At 73.5% G+C, this 16,658-nt stretch carries 12 protein-coding genes, 1 tRNA gene and 1 pseudogene; 7 read left to right on the top strand and 7 right to left on the bottom strand.

Annotation, left to right across the window (positions count from 1 at the left end; all coding sequences use genetic code 11):
- Window positions 1-38: 38 nt before the first annotated feature.
- Entirely contained in the window at window positions 39-503 is a 465-nt protein-coding gene (locus ACFYVJ_RS08325; protein ID WP_388887755.1) for an SCP2 sterol-binding domain-containing protein, read from the bottom strand.
- Window positions 504-583: 80 nt separating this feature from the next.
- Between ACFYVJ_RS08325 and ACFYVJ_RS08330 the strand changes: the two genes are divergently transcribed.
- Window positions 584-1,243 carry a TetR/AcrR family transcriptional regulator gene (locus tag ACFYVJ_RS08330; RefSeq protein WP_388887757.1) on the top strand — a complete coding sequence of 220 codons (660 nt, stop codon included), beginning with the start codon at window positions 584-586 and terminating at the stop codon, window positions 1,241-1,243.
- Here ACFYVJ_RS08330 and ACFYVJ_RS08335 read toward each other — a convergent pair.
- The gene (locus ACFYVJ_RS08335) at window positions 1,226-2,257 is read right to left on the bottom strand and encodes a MaoC/PaaZ C-terminal domain-containing protein (protein WP_388887758.1); all 1,032 of its coding nucleotides are present in this window, start codon (window positions 2,255-2,257) and stop codon (window positions 1,226-1,228) included. The two genes, ACFYVJ_RS08330 and ACFYVJ_RS08335, sit on opposite strands and share 18 nt — an antisense overlap.
- A gap of 1 nt (window position 2,258) precedes the next feature.
- A complete protein-coding gene (locus tag ACFYVJ_RS08340) occupies window positions 2,259-3,602 on the bottom strand; it encodes a 3-oxoacyl-ACP reductase (RefSeq protein ID WP_388887760.1) in 1,344 nt (447 codons plus the stop codon).
- 107 nt (window positions 3,603-3,709) lie between these two features.
- On the opposite strand from ACFYVJ_RS08340, the gene ACFYVJ_RS08345 reads away from it, so the two are divergent.
- Together ACFYVJ_RS08345 and ACFYVJ_RS08350 are read left to right on the top strand one after the other, a co-directional pair.
- Complete coding sequence (locus ACFYVJ_RS08345) at window positions 3,710-5,050, top strand: acetyl-CoA C-acetyltransferase (RefSeq protein ID WP_388887762.1); 1,341 nt, start codon at window positions 3,710-3,712, stop codon at window positions 5,048-5,050.
- Between the two features lie 25 nt (window positions 5,051-5,075).
- Window positions 5,076-6,986: an AMP-dependent synthetase/ligase gene (locus ACFYVJ_RS08350; protein WP_388887764.1), complete on the top strand. Its 1,911-nt coding sequence runs from the start codon at window positions 5,076-5,078 to the stop codon at window positions 6,984-6,986.
- An 86-nt stretch (window positions 6,987-7,072) separates the two neighbouring features.
- Here the strand turns inward: ACFYVJ_RS08350 and ACFYVJ_RS08355 are convergent, their stop codons facing one another.
- From ACFYVJ_RS08355 to ACFYVJ_RS08365, 3 genes and pseudogenes are all read right to left on the bottom strand, one after another.
- The gene (locus ACFYVJ_RS08355; RefSeq protein ID WP_388887910.1) at window positions 7,073-7,948 is read right to left on the bottom strand and encodes a hypothetical protein; all 876 of its coding nucleotides are present in this window, start codon (window positions 7,946-7,948) and stop codon (window positions 7,073-7,075) included.
- A 339-nt stretch (window positions 7,949-8,287) separates the two neighbouring features.
- Window positions 8,288-8,401, bottom strand: a pseudogene (locus ACFYVJ_RS08360) (DUF2510 domain-containing protein); the annotation flags it as partial.
- Window positions 8,402-8,502: 101 nt separating this feature from the next.
- Entirely contained in the window at window positions 8,503-10,659 is a 2,157-nt protein-coding gene (locus ACFYVJ_RS08365; RefSeq protein ID WP_388887766.1) for a DUF6351 family protein, read from the bottom strand.
- A 278-nt stretch (window positions 10,660-10,937) separates the two neighbouring features.
- On the opposite strand from ACFYVJ_RS08365, the gene ACFYVJ_RS08370 reads away from it, so the two are divergent.
- The 3 genes from ACFYVJ_RS08370 (at window position 10,938) to ACFYVJ_RS08380 (ending at window position 13,966) form a co-directional block, all read left to right on the top strand.
- The gene (locus ACFYVJ_RS08370) at window positions 10,938-11,918 is read left to right on the top strand and encodes a threonine/serine dehydratase (protein WP_388887768.1); all 981 of its coding nucleotides are present in this window, start codon (window positions 10,938-10,940) and stop codon (window positions 11,916-11,918) included.
- A 303-nt stretch (window positions 11,919-12,221) separates the two neighbouring features.
- Window positions 12,222-13,088, top strand: coding sequence for an endonuclease/exonuclease/phosphatase family protein (locus ACFYVJ_RS08375; protein ID WP_388887770.1), 867 nt, complete (start codon window positions 12,222-12,224; stop codon window positions 13,086-13,088).
- Window positions 13,089-13,893: 805 nt separating this feature from the next.
- Window positions 13,894-13,966 (top strand) — tRNA-Arg (locus ACFYVJ_RS08380).
- 102 nt (window positions 13,967-14,068) lie between these two features.
- On the opposite strand, the gene ACFYVJ_RS08385 is transcribed toward ACFYVJ_RS08380, so the two are convergent.
- Entirely contained in the window at window positions 14,069-15,229 is a 1,161-nt protein-coding gene (locus ACFYVJ_RS08385; RefSeq protein ID WP_388887772.1) for a Dyp-type peroxidase, read from the bottom strand.
- A gap of 87 nt (window positions 15,230-15,316) precedes the next feature.
- Here ACFYVJ_RS08385 and ACFYVJ_RS08390 point away from each other — a divergent pair, with 87 nt between their 5' ends.
- A complete protein-coding gene (locus tag ACFYVJ_RS08390) occupies window positions 15,317-16,657 on the top strand; it encodes a nitrous oxide reductase family maturation protein NosD (RefSeq protein WP_388887774.1) in 1,341 nt (446 codons plus the stop codon).
- Window position 16,658 lies beyond the last annotated feature (1 nt).

Genomic DNA, 16,658 nt, shown 5'->3' on the forward strand with positions numbered 1-16,658 from the left:
CCGGCGGGACCGGGCGGGGCGACGGGGGTCGCCCGCGCTCAGTCGGCCTGGGGAATGTCGAACATGCTCGTCAGCTTCAGCGCGAGCGCCACGTCACCGGTGACCTTCAACTTCCGTGTCATGAAGAGCTTGACGGGCCCCGCGTTCCCCGACGTGACGTTCAGGAACTCCTCGTCGCCCATGTCCAGCGTCACCCGCGGCTTCGCCTCGCCCGGCCCCTCGCGCACCGAGCAGGCCCCGCCCGAGACGGTCACGTCGTACACCACCTCGGTCACGCCCGCGATCCGCCAGCGGATGACCGCCTCCAGCTCCCCGGCCCGGTCCGGCCGGAACTGCTGCTCCATCCGCCGGAAGACCTCCCCGACGACCCGCCCGCGCAGCGCCTCGTCCCGGGCCAGCTCCCCGATCTCCCGCGAGGAGAGCCCCTTGACGATGCGCGCGTACTCCTCGGGCGACACCGCGGCGAAGTCCAGGCCCTCAAGGCCCTGCGTGTCGTCGGTCATCCGCACACCCCATCTTCCTTACCGAACAGTAGACTTACTCGATAGTCAAACATACGAGGGGGCAGAGTACGCTCGCAACCGTGACCGAAAAGCGCAGGCGGCGGCTTCCCCGGCAGGTGCGGGAGCAGCAGATCATCGACGTGGCCGTACGGGTCTTCTCCAAGCGCGGCTACCACGCCGCCTCGGTGGACGAGATAGCCGAACTGGCCGGGATATCCAAGCCGATGGTCTACCTCTATCTGGAGTCCAAGGAAGGGCTCTTCATCGCCTGCCTGCGGCGGGAGGCGGAGCGGCTGGTGGCCGCGTTCCAGGGGGCGGCCGAGGGGGTGCTGACGCCGGAGCTGCGGCTGCGGGCGGGGCTGCGGGCGTTCTTCTCGTTCGTCTCCGAGCACCGCGACGGCTGGGTCGTGCTGCACCGGCACGCCGCCGAGTTGAGCGAGGCCATCGCCGCGGAGTCGGCGCGGGCGCGGCGCGCGGTGATGGCGGAGGTCACCGCGCTGGTACGGGCCGGGATCGAGGAGAACGGCGGGCCCGCCCGGCTCGGGGACGAGGACGCCGAGTTCGTCGCGCACACCATCGTGGGCGCGGCCGACGCGCTCACCGACTGGATGGCCGAGCACCCCGCCGAGTCGCCGGAGGGCATGACGCGGCGGCTGATGAGCATGATCTGGGTGGGCATGCGCAACGTGCTCGACGGCGAGACCTGGGCGCCACCGGAACCGTCAGCCGCCCAGGGGTGAGACGGCGCCCCGCAGATGGATGCGGTCGCCGTCCGCGCCGCGGACGTGGAACGCCCAGCCGCTGGCCGCGCGTTCCGCCCCCGCCGCCCCCGCCGCCCCCGCCGCCCCTGCCGCCCGTTCCGTCCGTTCCCTCCGTTCCGCGCGGAAGCGCACCGCCGCCGGCAGCAGGACCGGTGCGCGGAACGACACGTCCACCGCGTACGCCCCGGGCAGTTCGGCCGCCAGCGCCGCCAGGCAGTGCGCCTTGGTCCACATCCCGTGCGCGATCGCGCGCCGGAAGCCGAACGGCCGGGCGGCCAGCGGGTGCAGGTGGATGGGGTTGCGGTCGCCGGAGGCGGCGGCGTACGAACGGCCCAGCGAGCCCGGCAGCCGCCAGTTCTCCTCCCGGGCGTCGGCGGTGAGTTCCGGCGCCGCGGGTGCCTCGTCCGTGCCGGTGCCGGGCCCGCGGCTCAGGTACGTGCTCGTCGAGCGCCACACCGTCTCCCCGCGCAGGCGCGCGTGCGCGGCGACCGGGAACGCGATGCCCTTCGGGTGCGGCCGCGCGCCGCCCGTCGCGACGACGTACGTCAGCCGCTCACCGGCGTCGACGGGGCGCAGATGCTCGACGCGGTTGGCGACGTGGACGAGACCGAGGAGCGGGAAGGGGAAGTCGCGGGCGGCCATGAGGGACATCGCCAGCGGGAAGGCCACGACGTGCGGGTACGTGGCCGGAAGCCGGCCGTCGTCGGGGAAGCCGCAGACGGCGGCGTAGCGGCGGAGGCGGGCGGGGTCGGGGCGTACGTCGCGGAGGATCAGGCGGCGCCGGGGGACGGCGGGCAGCCCGGCGCCGGCTCCCGCCCCGGCCTCCCCGGCGGCCCGGACGGCCCGGGCGGCGGGCGCGGCGGCTCCTGCTCCGGGGCCTCCGCCGCTTCCCGCCCCCGTCGCCCCGTACGCCCTCCCCCGCCGCTTCGGCAGCACCGCCCGCCCGTACAGCGGCAGCAGCCGCGGCGCTCTGTCCAGCTCCCGTGTCTCCATCTCACGCCCCCAGCAGCGCCTGGCCGCACACCCGCAGCACCTGTCCCGTCACGGCCCCGCTGCCCGGCGCCGCGAAATACGCCACCGCCTCCGCCACGTCCACCGGCAGGCCGCCCTGCTTCAGGCTGTTCATGCGGCGGCCCGCCTCGCGGATCACCAGCGGGACCGCCGCCGTCATCCGCGTCTCGATGAACCCGGGCGCCACCGCGTTGACCGTCACGCCGCGGGCCGCCGCCTCCGGCGCCACGGCCTGGACGTAGCCGATGAGGCCCGCCTTGCTCGCCGCGTAGTTGGTCTGGCCGACGTTACCCGCGATGCCGCTGATCGACGAGGTGCAGACGATCCGGCCGTCCGCGCGCAGCAGCCCGTCGCCGAGGAGGCGGGCGGTGAGGGTCTCGACGGCGGTGAGGTTGACCCCGATGACCGCTTCCCACTGGCCGGCGCTCATCCGGCCCAGCGTCCTGTCGCGGGTGATGCCCGCGTTGTGCACGACGACGTCGACGCCGCCGTGGTGTGCGCCGAGGTACGCGGCGAGCCGGTCCCCCGCGTCCGCCGCCGTGATGTCCGACTCCAGCGCCCCGCCGCCGACCCGGGCCGCCACCGCCGCCAGTTCGGCGCCCTGCGCGGCGACGTCCAGGCACACCACCCGCGCACCGTCCCGGTGCAGCGTCTCCGCGACCACCGCGCCGATCCCCCGCGACGCGCCCGTCACCAGCGCCGTCTTCCCGGCCAGCGGCCGCGCCCAGTCGGCCGTCCCGGGCACCGGCGCCGTGCCCGTGACGCGCAGCGCCTGCCCCGAGACGTACGCCGAGCGCGCCGACAGCGCGAAGCGCAGCGTCGACTCCACCCCGCCCTCCGCGCCCGGCGCGACCAGCAGCAGATGCGCCGTCGAGCCGTCCCGCAGCTCCTTGCCCACCGACCTGACGAACCCCTCCAGCGCCCGCTGCGCCACCGCCTCCCCCGCCCCCGCGGCGTCCTCCGGCGGGGTACCGACGACCACGACGCGGCCGCAGGGGGCGAGTTCGCGGATCCGGGGGTGGAGGAAGTCGTAGAGCGCGCGGAGCCCGGCGGAGGTGCCGATGCCGGTGGCGTCGAAGACCAGCGCCCCGGCCCGTACGGACGACTCGTCCGCGGCCTGGGCCACCTCCGCGCCCGCCGCGTCCAGCAGCTCGCGCAGCGTCTTGCGCATCCGGCCGCCCGCCGCGCCGCCGAGCACGACGGGTCCGCGGGCGACGGGCTGCCCCGGCCGGTACCGCTCCAGGAGCGCGGGCCGCGGGAGGCCGAGCCGCTTGGCGACGAAGGCCCCGGCTCCGCGGCTCGTGAATTTCCGGTAGCGATCGGCCATTGGCAATCCCCTTACGCCTGAGTAAGTTTACTGCGGAGTAAGGAGCGTAGGAACCGAGCCCCCCGCCGCACAAGAAGCCGCGGGGAGGCGAAGGAGGGAGCGCGGCGATGACGGCACCTGCGGGGACCGGCGGGCGGACCGGCGGCGGCGTGCGGCGCGTCGCGATCGTCGGCGGCAACCGGATCCCCTTCGCCCGTGCGGACGGCGCGTACGCCACCGCGTCCAACCAGGAGATGCTCTCCGCCGCCCTCGACGGCCTCGTCGAGCGGTACGGGCTGCGCGGCGCGCTGCTCGACGAGTTCGTGGCCGGCGCCGTGCTCAAGCACAGCCGCGACTTCAACCTCGCCCGCGAGGTCGTCCTCGGCAGCAGGCTCGACCACCGCACCCCCGCGTACGACGTCCAGCAGGCGTGCGGCACCGGCCTCCAGACCGTGCTCCTCGTCGCCAACAAGATCGCGCTCGGCCAGATCGACGCGGGCGTCGCCGGCGGCGCCGACACCGCGAGCGACGCGCCCCTCGGCCTCAACGACGGCCTGCGCCGCGTCCTGCTCCGCGCCCGCCGGCAGCGCTCCGCCGCCCGCCGCGTCGCCGCCCTCGCCGGGCTCCGCCCGCGGCACGTCGTCCCCGACATCCCGCGCAACGCCGAGCCGCGCACCGGGCTTTCCATGGGCGAGCACGCCGCGCTGACCGCCCGCGAGTGGCGGGTGCCGCGCGCCGCGCAGGACGAGCTGGCCGCCGCCAGCCACCGCCGGCTGGCCGCGGCGTACGACGCGGGCTTCTTCGCCGACCTGCTCACGCCGTTCCGCGGGCTGGACCGCGACCAGAACCTGCGCCCCGGCTCGACCCCCGCCGCACTGGCCCGGCTCAAGCCCGTGTTCGGCGCCGCGGCCCCGGACGCCACCATGACCGCGGGCAACTCCACCCCGCTGACCGACGGCGCGGCCACCGTGCTGCTCGCGAGCGAGGAGTGGGCCGCCGCCCGCGGGCTGCCGGTGCTGGCGTACCTCACGCACGCGCGCACCGGCGCGGTCGACTTCGCCGAAGGCCCGGACGGGCTGCTGATGGCCCCCGCGTACGTGGTGCCGAGGCTGCTGGCCGACGCCGGACTGGGCCTGGCGGACGTCGATCTGTACGAGATCCACGAGGCGTTCGCGTCCCAGGTGCTGGCCACGCTCGCCGCATGGGAGGACGCTGCGTTCTGCAAGGAACGTCTCGGCCTCGACGCCCCGCTGGGCGCCGTCGACCGGGAGCGGCTGAACGTCGCCGGCTCCTCGCTCGCCGCCGGGCACCCCTTCGCCGCGACCGGCGGCCGGATCGTCGCGACGCTGGCGAAGCTGCTGCACGAGCGGGCGGCGGAGCGCACGACCGCCGACGCCCGCCCCGTACGCGGCCTGATCTCCGTCTGCGCCGCCGGCGGCCAGGGCGTCACGGCGCTGCTCGAAGCCTGAACCTCCGCCAACCGAAGGAGCGATCGTGGGCGTACGAAAGGATCTCAAGGCCGCGCGGAAGCGCTCGGACCTCGCCGGGCGCGCCCCCGTCGACGTGCGCACCGACGGCGGCGTCGTGCGCCAGGTGACCGTCCCGCCGCTGGCCGGGACGGCCCCGGACAGCGGCAGCGCCGTCGCCGACATCCCCTACACCAACGCCGCCGAGGACCCCGGCGCCGTCGTCATCCGGCGGAAGGCCGGCGGCCGCTGGGTCCCGGTCACCGCCCGCGCGTTCGCCGACGAGGTGACGGCGGTGGCCAAGGGCCTCGTCGCCGCCGGGCTCGAACCCGGCGGGCGGGTCGCCCTCATGTCCCGTACGCGCTACGAGTGGTGCGTGCTGGACTTCGCCGTCTGGGCAGCCGGCGGCCAGTCCGTACCGGTGTACGCGACCTCCTCCGCCGACCAGGTCGCCTGGATCCTGCACGACTCCGGCACCCGCTTCGTCGTCGCCGAGACCGCCGCCAACGAGGAGACGGCCCGTACCGCCGCGTCCGACGCGCGCGTCTGGCAGCTCGACGACGGCTGCCTCGACGAGCTGAAGGCCCTCGGCCGCGACGTGCCCGACGACGAGATCGCCAGGCGCCGCGCCACCCTCACCCCCGGCACCATCGCCACCCTCTGCTACACCTCCGGCACCACGGGCCGCCCCAAGGGCTGCGTCCTCACCCACGGCAACCTGCACGCCGAGGCCGCCAACAGCGTCGAATTACTGCACCCCATCTTCAAGGAGGTCACCGGGCAGACCGCCTCGACGCTCCTCTTCCTGCCCCTCGCCCACATCTTCGGCCGGGCGATCCAGATCGCCTGCCTGTCCGCGCGCATCGAGATCGGCCACTGGCCGTCGATCAAACCCGACGAGCTGCGGCCGGAGTTCAAGGTCTTCAGGCCGACGTTCCTCGTCGGCGTCCCGTACCTCTTCGAGAAGATCCACCACACCGGCCGGGAGATGGCCGAGAAGCTGGGCCGCGGCTCGTCGTTCGACCGCGCCGACCGCATCGCGGTGCGCTTCGGCGAGGCGCACCTGAACAGGTTCCTCGGCACCGGCAAGGGCCCCGGGCCCGGCCTGTCCCTGGCGTGGGGCCTGTACGACCTGCTGGTCTACCGGCGGATCCGCAAGGAGCTGGGCGGCCGGCTCCACTACGCCATCAGCGGCGCCTCCCCGCTCGACCGCAACCTCAACCTCTTCTTCTACGCCGCCGGCATCGTCATCTACGAGGGCTACGGCCTGACCGAGACCACCGCCGCCGCCACCGTCACCCCGCCGCTGCGCCCGCGCCCCGGCACGGTGGGCCGGCCGCTGCCGGGGACGGCGGTCCGCATCGCGGACGACGGGGAGGTGCTCATCAAGGGCGGCATCGTCTTCGACCGGTACTGGCAGAACCCGGAGGCGACGAAGGAGGTGCTGGCGGACGACTGGTTCGCGACGGGCGACCTGGGCGCGCTGGACGAGGAGGGGTATCTGACCATCACCGGGCGGAAGAAGGACCTCCTGATCACCACGGGCGGCAAGAACGTCTCGCCCGCGGTGCTGGAGGACCGGCTGCGCAGCCGGCCGCCGGTGGGGCAGGTGCTGGTGGTGGGCGACAGGCGGTCGTACGTGGCGGCGCTGGTGACGCTGGAGCAGGAGGCGCTGGGGCACTGGCTGGCGGTACGGAAGCGGCCGCGGGACACCCCGCTCGCGGAGCTGCGGGACGACCCGGAGCTGCGGGCGGAGGTGCAGCGGGCGGTGGACTACGCGAACGAGGCGGTGTCGCGGGCGGAGTCGATCCGCCGGTTCGTCATCGTGGCCGGGGAGTTCACGGAGGAGAACGGGATGCTGACGCCGTCGATGAAGGTGAAGCGGCACGCGGTGGAGGCGGCGTACGAGCGGGAGATCGAGGGGCTGTACGAGGGGTAGGCGGCGGGGCACGCCGGCGGTACCCGGGGTCGTACGGATACGACCCCGGGCGCGCCGCACGGCGTCCCGGAGGTGTCCGCCGTGGCTCAGCTCCGGACGGTCGCCGCCGGTGTGAAGCTCGCCGGCCGGCCGCCGCCCGGAAGGCCCGCGCCGCCCTCGGACTTCTCGATGCCGTCCGTGATCTCTTCCAGTTCGTCCAGCGCGGGCGCCTCGTCGCCGATGTCGAAGCCGGCCCGGACGAGGACCAGGGTGTCCGGGTTGGCCGGGGACGGGAACGCGAGCGACTGCACGTAGCCGTCGTCGCCCTCCTTCGTCACGACCTTCCAGCGCACCAGGTAGCCCTTCTCGCCGGCCACTTCGACCTCGCCGGACTCCACCTCGTCGTGCGAGGTGATGCCGCCGTACGCCTCGTCGCCGTACGACGCCTCCGCGTTGGGCTCGATGTCCTTCTCGGCGATGCTCTTCGGGCTGGTGGCGTCGATGCCGAGGGCGAGGGCGGGCGCGGAGTTCACCCCGCCGCGTACGCACGTGTCCTTCGGTGACGTCGGGCACTTGTACTCGCCGACCGACACCGAGGCGCCTATCTGCCCGGACTGCCCCTTCCAGCCGTCGGGCACCGGGATCTTGATGCCGCTGGCCAGGTCGGTGGCGAAGCCGTCCTCGCTGGGGATCTCCATCGGCGGCTGCCCGCCGCCGGGGCCGCCGGGGTCCTGCTCGCCGCCCTCGGGGTCCTGCGGACCGGGCGACTGGCCGGGCCCGCCGCCCGAGCCGCCGCCGTTGCCACCGGAGCCGCCGGAGCCGCCGCCGGGCCCGCCGTCCGGGCCCTCGCCGGGGGCCGGCGAACGGGGCTCGCCGTCCGGGCCGTAGACCACGGGGCCGCCGCCGGCCTCGTCGCCGTCGTCGCCGCCCCACATCGCGTACCCGCCGGCGATGCCGCCGCCGACGAGGGCCGCGGCGGCCACGCCGATCGCGATGCCGAGCGCGAGCGGCCGCCTGGCCCCCCAGCGCTTCTTGGCGTACGGCCCCTCGGGACCGAGCGGTTCGGCGTGGCCGCCGGATATGACTTCGGTGGGCGCCCCGTGCATGCCGCCGGGCGGAGGCATGCCGCCGGGGATGCCGCCGGGCGGAGCGTCCTGCGGGGCGGCACCGGGGGCCGGGGGCACCGCGGGGACCGCGGGCCCGTCCGGGCCCCCGGCTCCGTCGGCAGCCCCGCCGGCACCCACGCCGACAGCCCCGCCGGCGGCTCCGTCGGCCCCGGTGGCCCCATCGGGGCTCTGCGCAGGGACATCTGCGGCGACAGCAGCGGGCCTGACCTCGTCCGTCCAGCCTTCACCGTCCCACCTCCGCTCCCTCGGCGACGCGTCGTCGCTGCGGTCCGGGTCGGGATACCACCCTGCAGGTGCCATTCCACTCATGCATGCAGGCTATCGAGGCTCCCTGAGAACCGGATGAGAGCGGTCTGAACCTTATGCCCGTCCAACTGCGCAAACCCTCAGAAGGCGTCCCCGGGGAGCGCTCAGAAGGAGAGCCAGGTCCCCGCGAGCCCCTGCTGCCCCACCCCCGTCCTGGAGTAGTCGCAGACGCCCCGGTCGAAGACGGCGCGCAGCCGCCGCCATTCGGCGTCCGTCCACGTCACGCCGTACTCACTCGCGTACGCGTCCCGCCGCGGCGGCTCCGTACGGCACTTGATCACGTCCGTGGCGATGTCCTCGCCCGCGACCTCGCGCGGGAAGGAGTTCGACGGGTAGAGCCGCTCGCAGGTGCTGTCCGGGTCGCGGTCCAGCGCCTCGGCGACGAACCGCGGCTCCGCGTCCCGGGTGTTGCAGCCCTCCCGCAGCTCCGCGGGCTTCGCCGCCACGATCTTGTCGATGCGCGGGGCGGCGGAGGTGTCGGCGTCGAGGTTCGTGAGCCAGCGGTCCATCATCGCGAGGGAGTGGCGGACGAGGGGGCTGGCGGTGCTCTGGCCGCCGTAGCGGTTGTCCTCCATGAGGGAGACCATGTTGGCCGCGGTGCCGTTGGCCTTCACCAGCCGCTTGCGCATCGACAGCGAGTAGTAACGCAGGTGGGTGTCGCCGCGGGGGGCGTCGTCCACGTACGCGCGGTACTCGACGATCGGCACGTCCGCGAGGCCGCCGCCGCCGTTGGTGAGCCGGCCGGTGCGGTACGCGGTGCGGGTGGCGATCGGGTCGGCGGTGGTACGGGCACCGACGATCCGGGCGTCGTGGTCGTAGCCGCCGACGCGCTCGTTCAGCTCCAGGAACTGCTCCTTGCCGATCGTCCCGGCGGCCAGCGCGCCGAGGCCGTACTGCACGCCGACGTTGTCGAGCGGGCGGCGGGCGAAGCCGGTGCGCGGGTCGGGGCCGTAGACGTTGACGGCGTGGTCGTAGAGGTCGCAGCGCGCGCCGCGGGGGTTGGTCTCCGGGTCGTACCGCAGCTCCTCGGGCAGCACGCCGCAGTTGCCCGTCGGGTCGATGCGCGTGGCGTCGCCCTGGGTGCCGGTGGCGACGGCGTACGAGGCGAAGCCGGTGACGGCGCGCTTCTGCTCCTCGGTCCAGGCCAGGTCCGTGTCCCCGGCGAAGTACTCGGTGAGCAGGCGGGTGTCGGTGACCCTGTTCGTCATCGCGAAGCCGACGTCGGGGAAGGAGCAGGCGGGCAGGATGCCGTCGAGGATGCCGGGGTAGTTGTCCACGATCTGGTACGCCTGGTACGAGCCGCCGGAGCAGCCGAAGCCGATGGTGTGGTCGACGGGCCCGTACGCCTCGGTGAACCGCTCCTTGACCATCATGGCGGTCTCGGCGGCGGTGAGGTCGTGGCAGTTGGCGCCGAAGACGTTGAGGGACGAGGACATGACGGCGTACCCGCGGCCGAGCATGTGGGTGTCGGTGACGCCGCCGGTGGTGTTGCCCTGCCGGTACCAGCCGCCGATGCAGCCGCCGCCGAGGGTGTAGACGGCGCGGCCGTTCCAGCCGGCGGGGCGGGTGCGGGGATCGGGGTCCGGCTCGGCGAGGGGGTCGTGGAGGATCGTGGACTGGTAGATGCCGCGGTTGGCGGTGCCGGTCTCCATCCGCACGATGAACGGGACGGTGCGGCCGGTGGAGGTGGTGGTGCTGCCGACGTCGGCGGGGTAGTCGGCGGCGCCGGCGGGCCAGGCGGTGTAGACGCCGGCGGTGTTCCGGTAGAAGTAGTCGACGCGGGTCTTCGCGGAGCAGTCGGCGTCGAGCGGGTCGCCGAGGGTGCCGCCGACGACGGGCAGCCGGAAGGTGCCGGTCTCGCAGACGAAGGGCTGCTGGTGCGGCCCGGAGAAGACGGGCCCCGCGGCGGGGTGGCCGGTGAGCGTGAGCCGGGCGGCGCGCTGCCCGGGGGCGGTGGCGGTGACGGTGTTGCGCCCGTCGCGTACCCCGTCGACGACGCCGGAGACGGCGCCGGGGCCGTCGGGGGCGAAGAGCGGGGTGACGTCCGCCCCGTTGAGCCGGATCTCCACGGCGGCGGGGTCGGGGGCGGCGACGCGGAGCAGGGCGTCGCCGCCGGTGACGGAGCCGGGACGGCTGGAGAGCACGTCGAGGTCGATGCGCTGGGGCGCCTGGGGGGCGGCGGCCTGGGCGGTGAGCGGGAGGGCGAGGAGAGCGGCGAGCGCTGCGGAGAGGGGGACGAGCAGAGCACGGCGTGGGCGCATGCAGGAGTCCTCCGGTTCGTTGCGGCCTACAACTTGACCGTACGCGTTCAACTCGAACCGGAAAAGACGCCGCGTCGGACGACGTCCGGGATGGGAACCTCCTGCACCTTGGCGACCAGGTTGGCCCGTACGGAATGCCGGGCCTCGGGCCGCGAGTCAGTGAAACCAGGCGGGTGGGGACCGTCAATGCCCCTGTCCCGCCCGGGCCGTTCGCACCTCGGCAGCGAATTCCGGGGCCGGGCAGCCCGCGGCAGGGCGCCGCCCTAGGCTGCTGTGTCATGCGGGAGACGCGCCTCGACACCGCCCGGATCCGGGCGGCCCGCCGGGTGATCGACCCGGTGTTTCTCGACACGCCGCTGTACCGCTGCGAGGCGCTGGAGCCCGGTCTCGGGTGCGCGGTGAGCATCAAGCTCGAAACGGCGAACCCGGTCCGCAGCTTCAAGGCCCGCGGCACCGAACTGGTCGCGAGCCGACTCGCCGACAACGGTCCGCGAGCCGTCGTGTGCGCCAGCGCGGGCAACCTCGGCCAAGCCCTCGCCTGGTCCGGTCGCGGCCGGGGGCTCGACGTCACCGTCGTGGCATCCCGCTTCGCGACCGCGGCGAAGCTCGACCGTATCCGCGCGCTGGACGCCGGACTGGAACTGGTGGACGGCGACCACGAGAGCGCACGCGAGCGGGCCGCGGCCATCGCGCGCGGCGACGGCATCCGGCTGGTCGAAGACAGCCTGGACATCGAGACCTGCGAGGGCGCGGCGACCATCGGCCTGGAACTGGTCGACACCGCGCCGTCGTTCGACACCGTCCTGATCGCTCTCGGCGGCGGGGCGCTGGCCACCGGCGTAGGACATGTGGTGAAGGCCCTGGCACCCGAAGCCGAGGTGATCTGCGTCCAGCCGCTGGGCGCACCGGCGATGACACGCTCGTGGCGGCAACGGCGCGTCGTCACCACCGGCCCGACCGACACCATCGCCGACGGCGTCGCCGGCCGGTGCCCCATCCCGGCCGTCCTGGACGACCTCCTCCTGGTCGCCGACGACGCCGTCCTGGTCCGGGAGGCGTCGATCGTCGCCGGTATGCGGATGCTCCTCGACCACGCCGGCCTCGTCGTCGAACCGTCGGCCGCGCTCGGCGTCGCGGCGATCCTCGAAGACCGCGACCGCTTCGCCGGCCGGCATGTGGTCACCATCGTGTGCGGCAGCAACGTCGACATGGACGCCTACCGCCGCTGGATCGGTACGGCTCCCGCCCACGGCCCCTGACACCTCCCTCTGCGAACCGCCCCCGTGCCCGTGGTGGTCGAACGAGAACGGGCACCGGACCGGTCGGCACCGGGACCTGGCGGGGTACGCACAGTCCAGGATGGACGGGAACTGCGTATCACGGCCATGTTCACGTTCGTTCCAAACGCGTTCGGAACTGTTCCGAACATTCGCGAACACTCGGTTGCATTGTCAGCAGAGCCGCGAGTTGAGCATCATCCCTCCACTGGCAGATTCAGCCGCCGCGTCCGAATCGGACACGGCGTCAGCAGCGTAATCGTTCGCTGCACAACGGGAGGGCCAATGGAGAAGTTACGAAGGTGCACGGCACAGCTCGCCACGATGGTGGGGCTCATCATCTCGCTGGTGGTCACAGGCGTAGCGGTTCCCGCGCATGCGGAGTCGAATACCGCAGCGTCGTCGGCGATTCCCGACCGGGTCATGTCCTGGAACACCAACGGCCAGGGTCTCGGCACGCCTGAACTCCTCGCCGCGCAGATCAAGATATTCCGGCCCCAGGTCGTGGCGCTACAGGAAGCCTGCAGCACCGAGGTTCGCGAGGCCGTGCGCTTGCTCAACCGGCAGGGCTTCGACTACCGCTTCAAGCTGGGGCGGGGCGTCATCAACGTCGGCTGCGACGGGTGGAGCACGAACGGTCTGGCGCTTGTGTACGCCAACGGAACTCCGATACTGGACTACCGTGAGGTGGCGCACCGCGTCGATGAAGGACCGCTGGAATATCGCACGTACATGAGGTTCACCACGCGCCTCGCGGGGAAATGGGTGCGCGTTCACAATGCCCATCTCAGCGCCGGGGGAGCCCGGGTGGCAAGAGACGAACAGATCAAGGAGATACTGACCGCATCGCGCCCGTACGGCCGCAAACTCATCCTGGGCGACCTGAACGCCCAGCCGTGGTATCCGGAGATGGATCAGATCTGGACGGCCGGCTACTCCGACGTCGACCCGTTCTGCGGTCCTGAAACCGATCAGGCAGACGGCAGGTGCGTGTGGACCCAGGTCAATGCGGGCAGGAAGTTCGATTACATCCTCCACAACCGCATGAACTCCGAGCGGTGCATCCTGCGAACGGTGAACGAGGACCACCGAGTGGTGGTGAGCGACGTCACGCTGGCCTCAGGTCCTCGGGTGCCGTGCCGACAGATCTGATCGACCGAAGCCGTGCTGGATGGAACCACTGGCAGGCCGACGGGAGAGTCCGTCGGCCTGCCGCCCTGATGTGGCAGATCTGCGCTCGACGCACAATCCGCGGGCGCCCCTCAAGAGCTACGATGCCTGGCCGACTAGCGGATTGGGCGCATCACCGATGGCGATCACCTACCTGGTGCCGAGGCAGCCGGGGAGGGGAACGCGGTCGAGACGGAGGGACAGACCGGTGGCCTCGACGGCGTGGCCGGGTATCTGGCCGACCGGCTCGGAACGGGTGTCGTGGTCGCCCTCATCGCGGCGCGCGGCCTGCTGCCCGGACCCCGGACCCCGCGCTCCGGCGACACCGCCCCCCCCAGGCCCCGAAACCGGCCGCCGGACGGCACCGTGCTCCCCGGCAGGTCTGGATCCTCGCCGGACTGGCGCTGACGACCATGCTGTGCGAGGGAGCCGCCAACGACCGGAGCGCCCTGCACCTCAAGGACGCCTTCGGGGCACCGACGAGCGTCGGCCGCCGGCTCGCCGACCGGGTCTCCGCCCGCTACGGATCCACGGCCGTCCTGCGCTACGGCTCCGCCACCGCCGCCGCGGGCGTCCTGCGCGACCACGGCGCGGCGCCCCGTACCCCGGCAGCCCGGGCCCGCCTGAGAACACCCCGTGATGCCCACGAACCGGCGCATCCTGATGCCCGACCCACCCCGGTGATCGGCCCCGCCCGTGAACCCGCACCCGGCCGCCGACCACGCCTCCGCCGCCACGACCGCCACCCGCTACACTGTCGCGGGTGGCCGGGCCTCCGCCCCGCCCCGCCTCCGTAGCTCAGGGGATAGAGCACCGCTCTCCTAAAGCGGGTGTCGCAGGTTCGAATCCTGCCGGGGGCACAGCTATTGCCTCTCCGTCTCTGGGGTCTCCGCCCCGGGGCGGGCTTCACTCGGCCCCGGGCTCCTGTCCGGGGCCGTTTGCGTGGGCGGACGGGGAGACGATCAGCCGAACAGGGAGGAGCCGAGGGGGTGTTGGTCGTCGAAGCCGGGGAGGATCAGGAAGGCCGCGGCGGCCGTCGTGGTGGTGAAGGGCAGCAGTGCGTCCGAGGTGTCCATGCGGGTGAGCGTGGCCGTGAAGGTCCGCAGGTCGTTCTGGAAGCTGATGAAGAGCAGGCCGGGGGCCGGCTCGTCGGTGCTGTAGGAGCGGCGGAGCATGTGGCCGACGCCGACCACGGTGGGGTTCGCCCTGCGGACGTGGGCGTCCGCGGGGACGAGGTAGCGCCCGTCGGGTGTCTTGGAGCCCAGTTCCGGGGCGGAGGCGGCGGTGCCGCCGGAGAGGGGTGCGCCGCTGGCGCGGCGCCGTCCGAAGACCGCCTCCTGCTCGGCGACGGGCAGGGCGGCGAACCGTGTCAGGGCGAGTTCCATGCGCCGCAGTACGGCCACGGTGCCGCCGGCGACCGCGGGGGGCCCGGCCAGCCACAGGTCACGTTCCTGCTCGGCCTTCGTGTGCGGGCCCACGATGCCGTCGATGAAGCCGAGCAGGTTGCGCGGTGCCGTACGGCCCTTGGCGACCGGCACGTCCGTACCGCGGCGTCCGGACTGCCGCCACCGTTCGCGGACGCGGTCGCCGGCCTCGTCCAGGAGCGCCGCGGCGGCGACCGGCAGGAGCAGCGCGTCGTCGGCGCAGATCTGTAAGAGCAGATCACCGCCGCGGGCCTGCGGAGCGATCCGCTCGCGGGAGAACCGCGGGAGGTCGGCCGCGCCGGGCAGGGAAGCACCCGCCGTCCGCACCAGCCGCGGACCCACGCCGACGGTCACGGTCAGGTCACCCGGGGACAGGCCCAGCAGCCGCGGGTCGGACCCGGCGGTGAGGCTGAGGACGGCCTCGCCGAGTTCGGCCAGCAACGGGCCCGGCGGCACCCCGGTGCCGACGTCGGCCACCACCGCCAGCAGGTTGCGCTGGGCCGACCGGGGAGACGTCACGCCCGCCTGATGGCGGCCCGTCGCCGGAACCGCCGTGGACCCGGCCGCCGCGGAAGCGGCGGGCCGGCCCGGTTCGGCGGAGTCCCAGGAGCACCCGGCGGCGACGAGACCGGCGGCCACCGTGGCACCGGTGACGTCGAGGAACGCGCGGCGTGACGGGGGGCGATCGACGCGGTCCATGATGTGCAGAGTGTCACACCTGCCCTGCTTCTGCCCCTCAACCGCCTTGTTCCGGCGGGGAATTCGTCCTCGTGCCAGACTCTCCTCATGTCTCGATCGGCACTTCGCGTGATGGCGGCGTTACTGGGCGCACTGACTTTGCTGGCCGGCTGTAGCAGCGGTGGCGACGACGGATCGGACAAGGGCCGGCGGCCGGACGGTGCGCAGGTGACGATCCGCGTGCCCGGCGACGCCCCGACGATCTCGGCCGCGGTGTCCCTGGCCGAGCCCGGTGACCTGGTGCTGGTGGCGCCGGGTGTGTACCGCGAGTCGGTGAAGCTCGACACGGCTCGCGTCACCCTGCGGGGCGAGTCCAGGGCCGAGGTGGTCGTCGACGGTCAGTTGCGGCGGCCGAACGGCGTGGTCGTCACCGCGCCCGGCGTGGCCGTGGAGAACCTGACCGTGCGGGGGAACACGCAGAACGGGGTGCTGGTCACCGGTTCGGCGGCGGCGGTCGCCGGGCTGCCGGGCAGCGGCGGTTACGACACCGGTGACGAACCCGTCAGGCTCCTGAAGTCGTTCCTGGTCTCGCACGTGACCGCGACCCGTAACGGCCTGTACGGCATCTACGCGTTCTCCGCGCAGAACGGCGTCATCGAGCACTCCTACGCATCGGGCGGAGCGGACTCGGGGATCTATGTCGGCCAGTGCAAGCCGTGCCGGATCGTGGTGCGGGACAACGTCTCCGAACTCAACGCGGTCGGCTACGAAGGCACCAACGCCAGCGGCGAGATGTACGTGACCGGCAACCGTCTTGCCGGCAACCGCGTCGGGCTGACCACCAGCTCCGACCACCAGGAGAAACTGCTCCCGCAGCGCGACGCCGTCATCGCCGGCAACCTGATCGCGGACAATCAGCACCCGCAGACGCCGGAGCAGGCGGACGGCGGCTGGGGCATCGGTGTCGGCGTCGACGGCGGCAGCGACAACCGGTTCATCCGCAACCGGATCACCGGCCACACCAACGCCGGACTCGTGATCACCGCGACGGCCGACCTGACGGCGGACCGCAACGAGGTCACGGACAACACCTTCGCCGCCAACGGCGTCGACATCGGCTCGACGTTCCCCACCGCCACCCGCGGGCAGGGCAACTGCCTGCGGGGAAACGCTCTTCGGAAGACCGTGCCCGCAGAGCTCGTGGACACCGCGTCCTGCCCGGTTCCCGCCACGTCGCCCACGCCCTCCGGCAGTTGGCGCAGTGCGACCGGGCCCGCGGGCATCCCGTTCACCGACGTGGCCGCGCCGGGCCCGCAGCCGGAGTTCCCGCGGGCCACCACCACGGGCGCCACCGTCGTGCCGGACGTTCCGGCGCTGCCGGACATCGCGGGCGTCGCGCTGCCGCCGGAGTCGCTGCTCGCCGACCGTGCGCGGGTACGGACCTCGTGAG

The sequence above is a fragment of the Streptomyces sp. NPDC004134 genome (genome assembly GCF_042874195.1).
Lineage (GTDB): Bacteria > Actinomycetota > Actinomycetes > Streptomycetales > Streptomycetaceae > Streptomyces.

What these genes read in the sequence shown, in the direction of transcription:
- ACFYVJ_RS08325 (WP_388887755.1), bottom strand. Translation starts at nt 503, where the DNA reads ATGACCGACGACACGCAGGGCCTTGAGGGCCTGGACTTCGCCGCGGTG.
- ACFYVJ_RS08335 (WP_388887758.1), bottom strand. Translation starts at nt 2,257, where the DNA reads ATGGAGACACGGGAGCTGGACAGAGCGCCGCGGCTGCTGCCGCTGTAC.
- ACFYVJ_RS08340 (WP_388887760.1), bottom strand. Translation starts at nt 3,602, where the DNA reads ATGGCCGATCGCTACCGGAAATTCACGAGCCGCGGAGCCGGGGCCTTC.
- ACFYVJ_RS08345 (WP_388887762.1), top strand. Translation starts at nt 3,710, where the DNA reads ATGACGGCACCTGCGGGGACCGGCGGGCGGACCGGCGGCGGCGTGCGG.
- ACFYVJ_RS08365 (WP_388887766.1), bottom strand. Translation starts at nt 10,659, where the DNA reads ATGCGCCCACGCCGTGCTCTGCTCGTCCCCCTCTCCGCAGCGCTCGCC.
- ACFYVJ_RS08370 (WP_388887768.1), top strand. Translation starts at nt 10,938, where the DNA reads ATGCGGGAGACGCGCCTCGACACCGCCCGGATCCGGGCGGCCCGCCGG.
- ACFYVJ_RS08375 (WP_388887770.1), top strand. Translation starts at nt 12,222, where the DNA reads ATGGAGAAGTTACGAAGGTGCACGGCACAGCTCGCCACGATGGTGGGG.
- ACFYVJ_RS08385 (WP_388887772.1), bottom strand. Translation starts at nt 15,229, where the DNA reads ATGGACCGCGTCGATCGCCCCCCGTCACGCCGCGCGTTCCTCGACGTC.
- ACFYVJ_RS08390 (WP_388887774.1), top strand. Translation starts at nt 15,317, where the DNA reads ATGTCTCGATCGGCACTTCGCGTGATGGCGGCGTTACTGGGCGCACTG.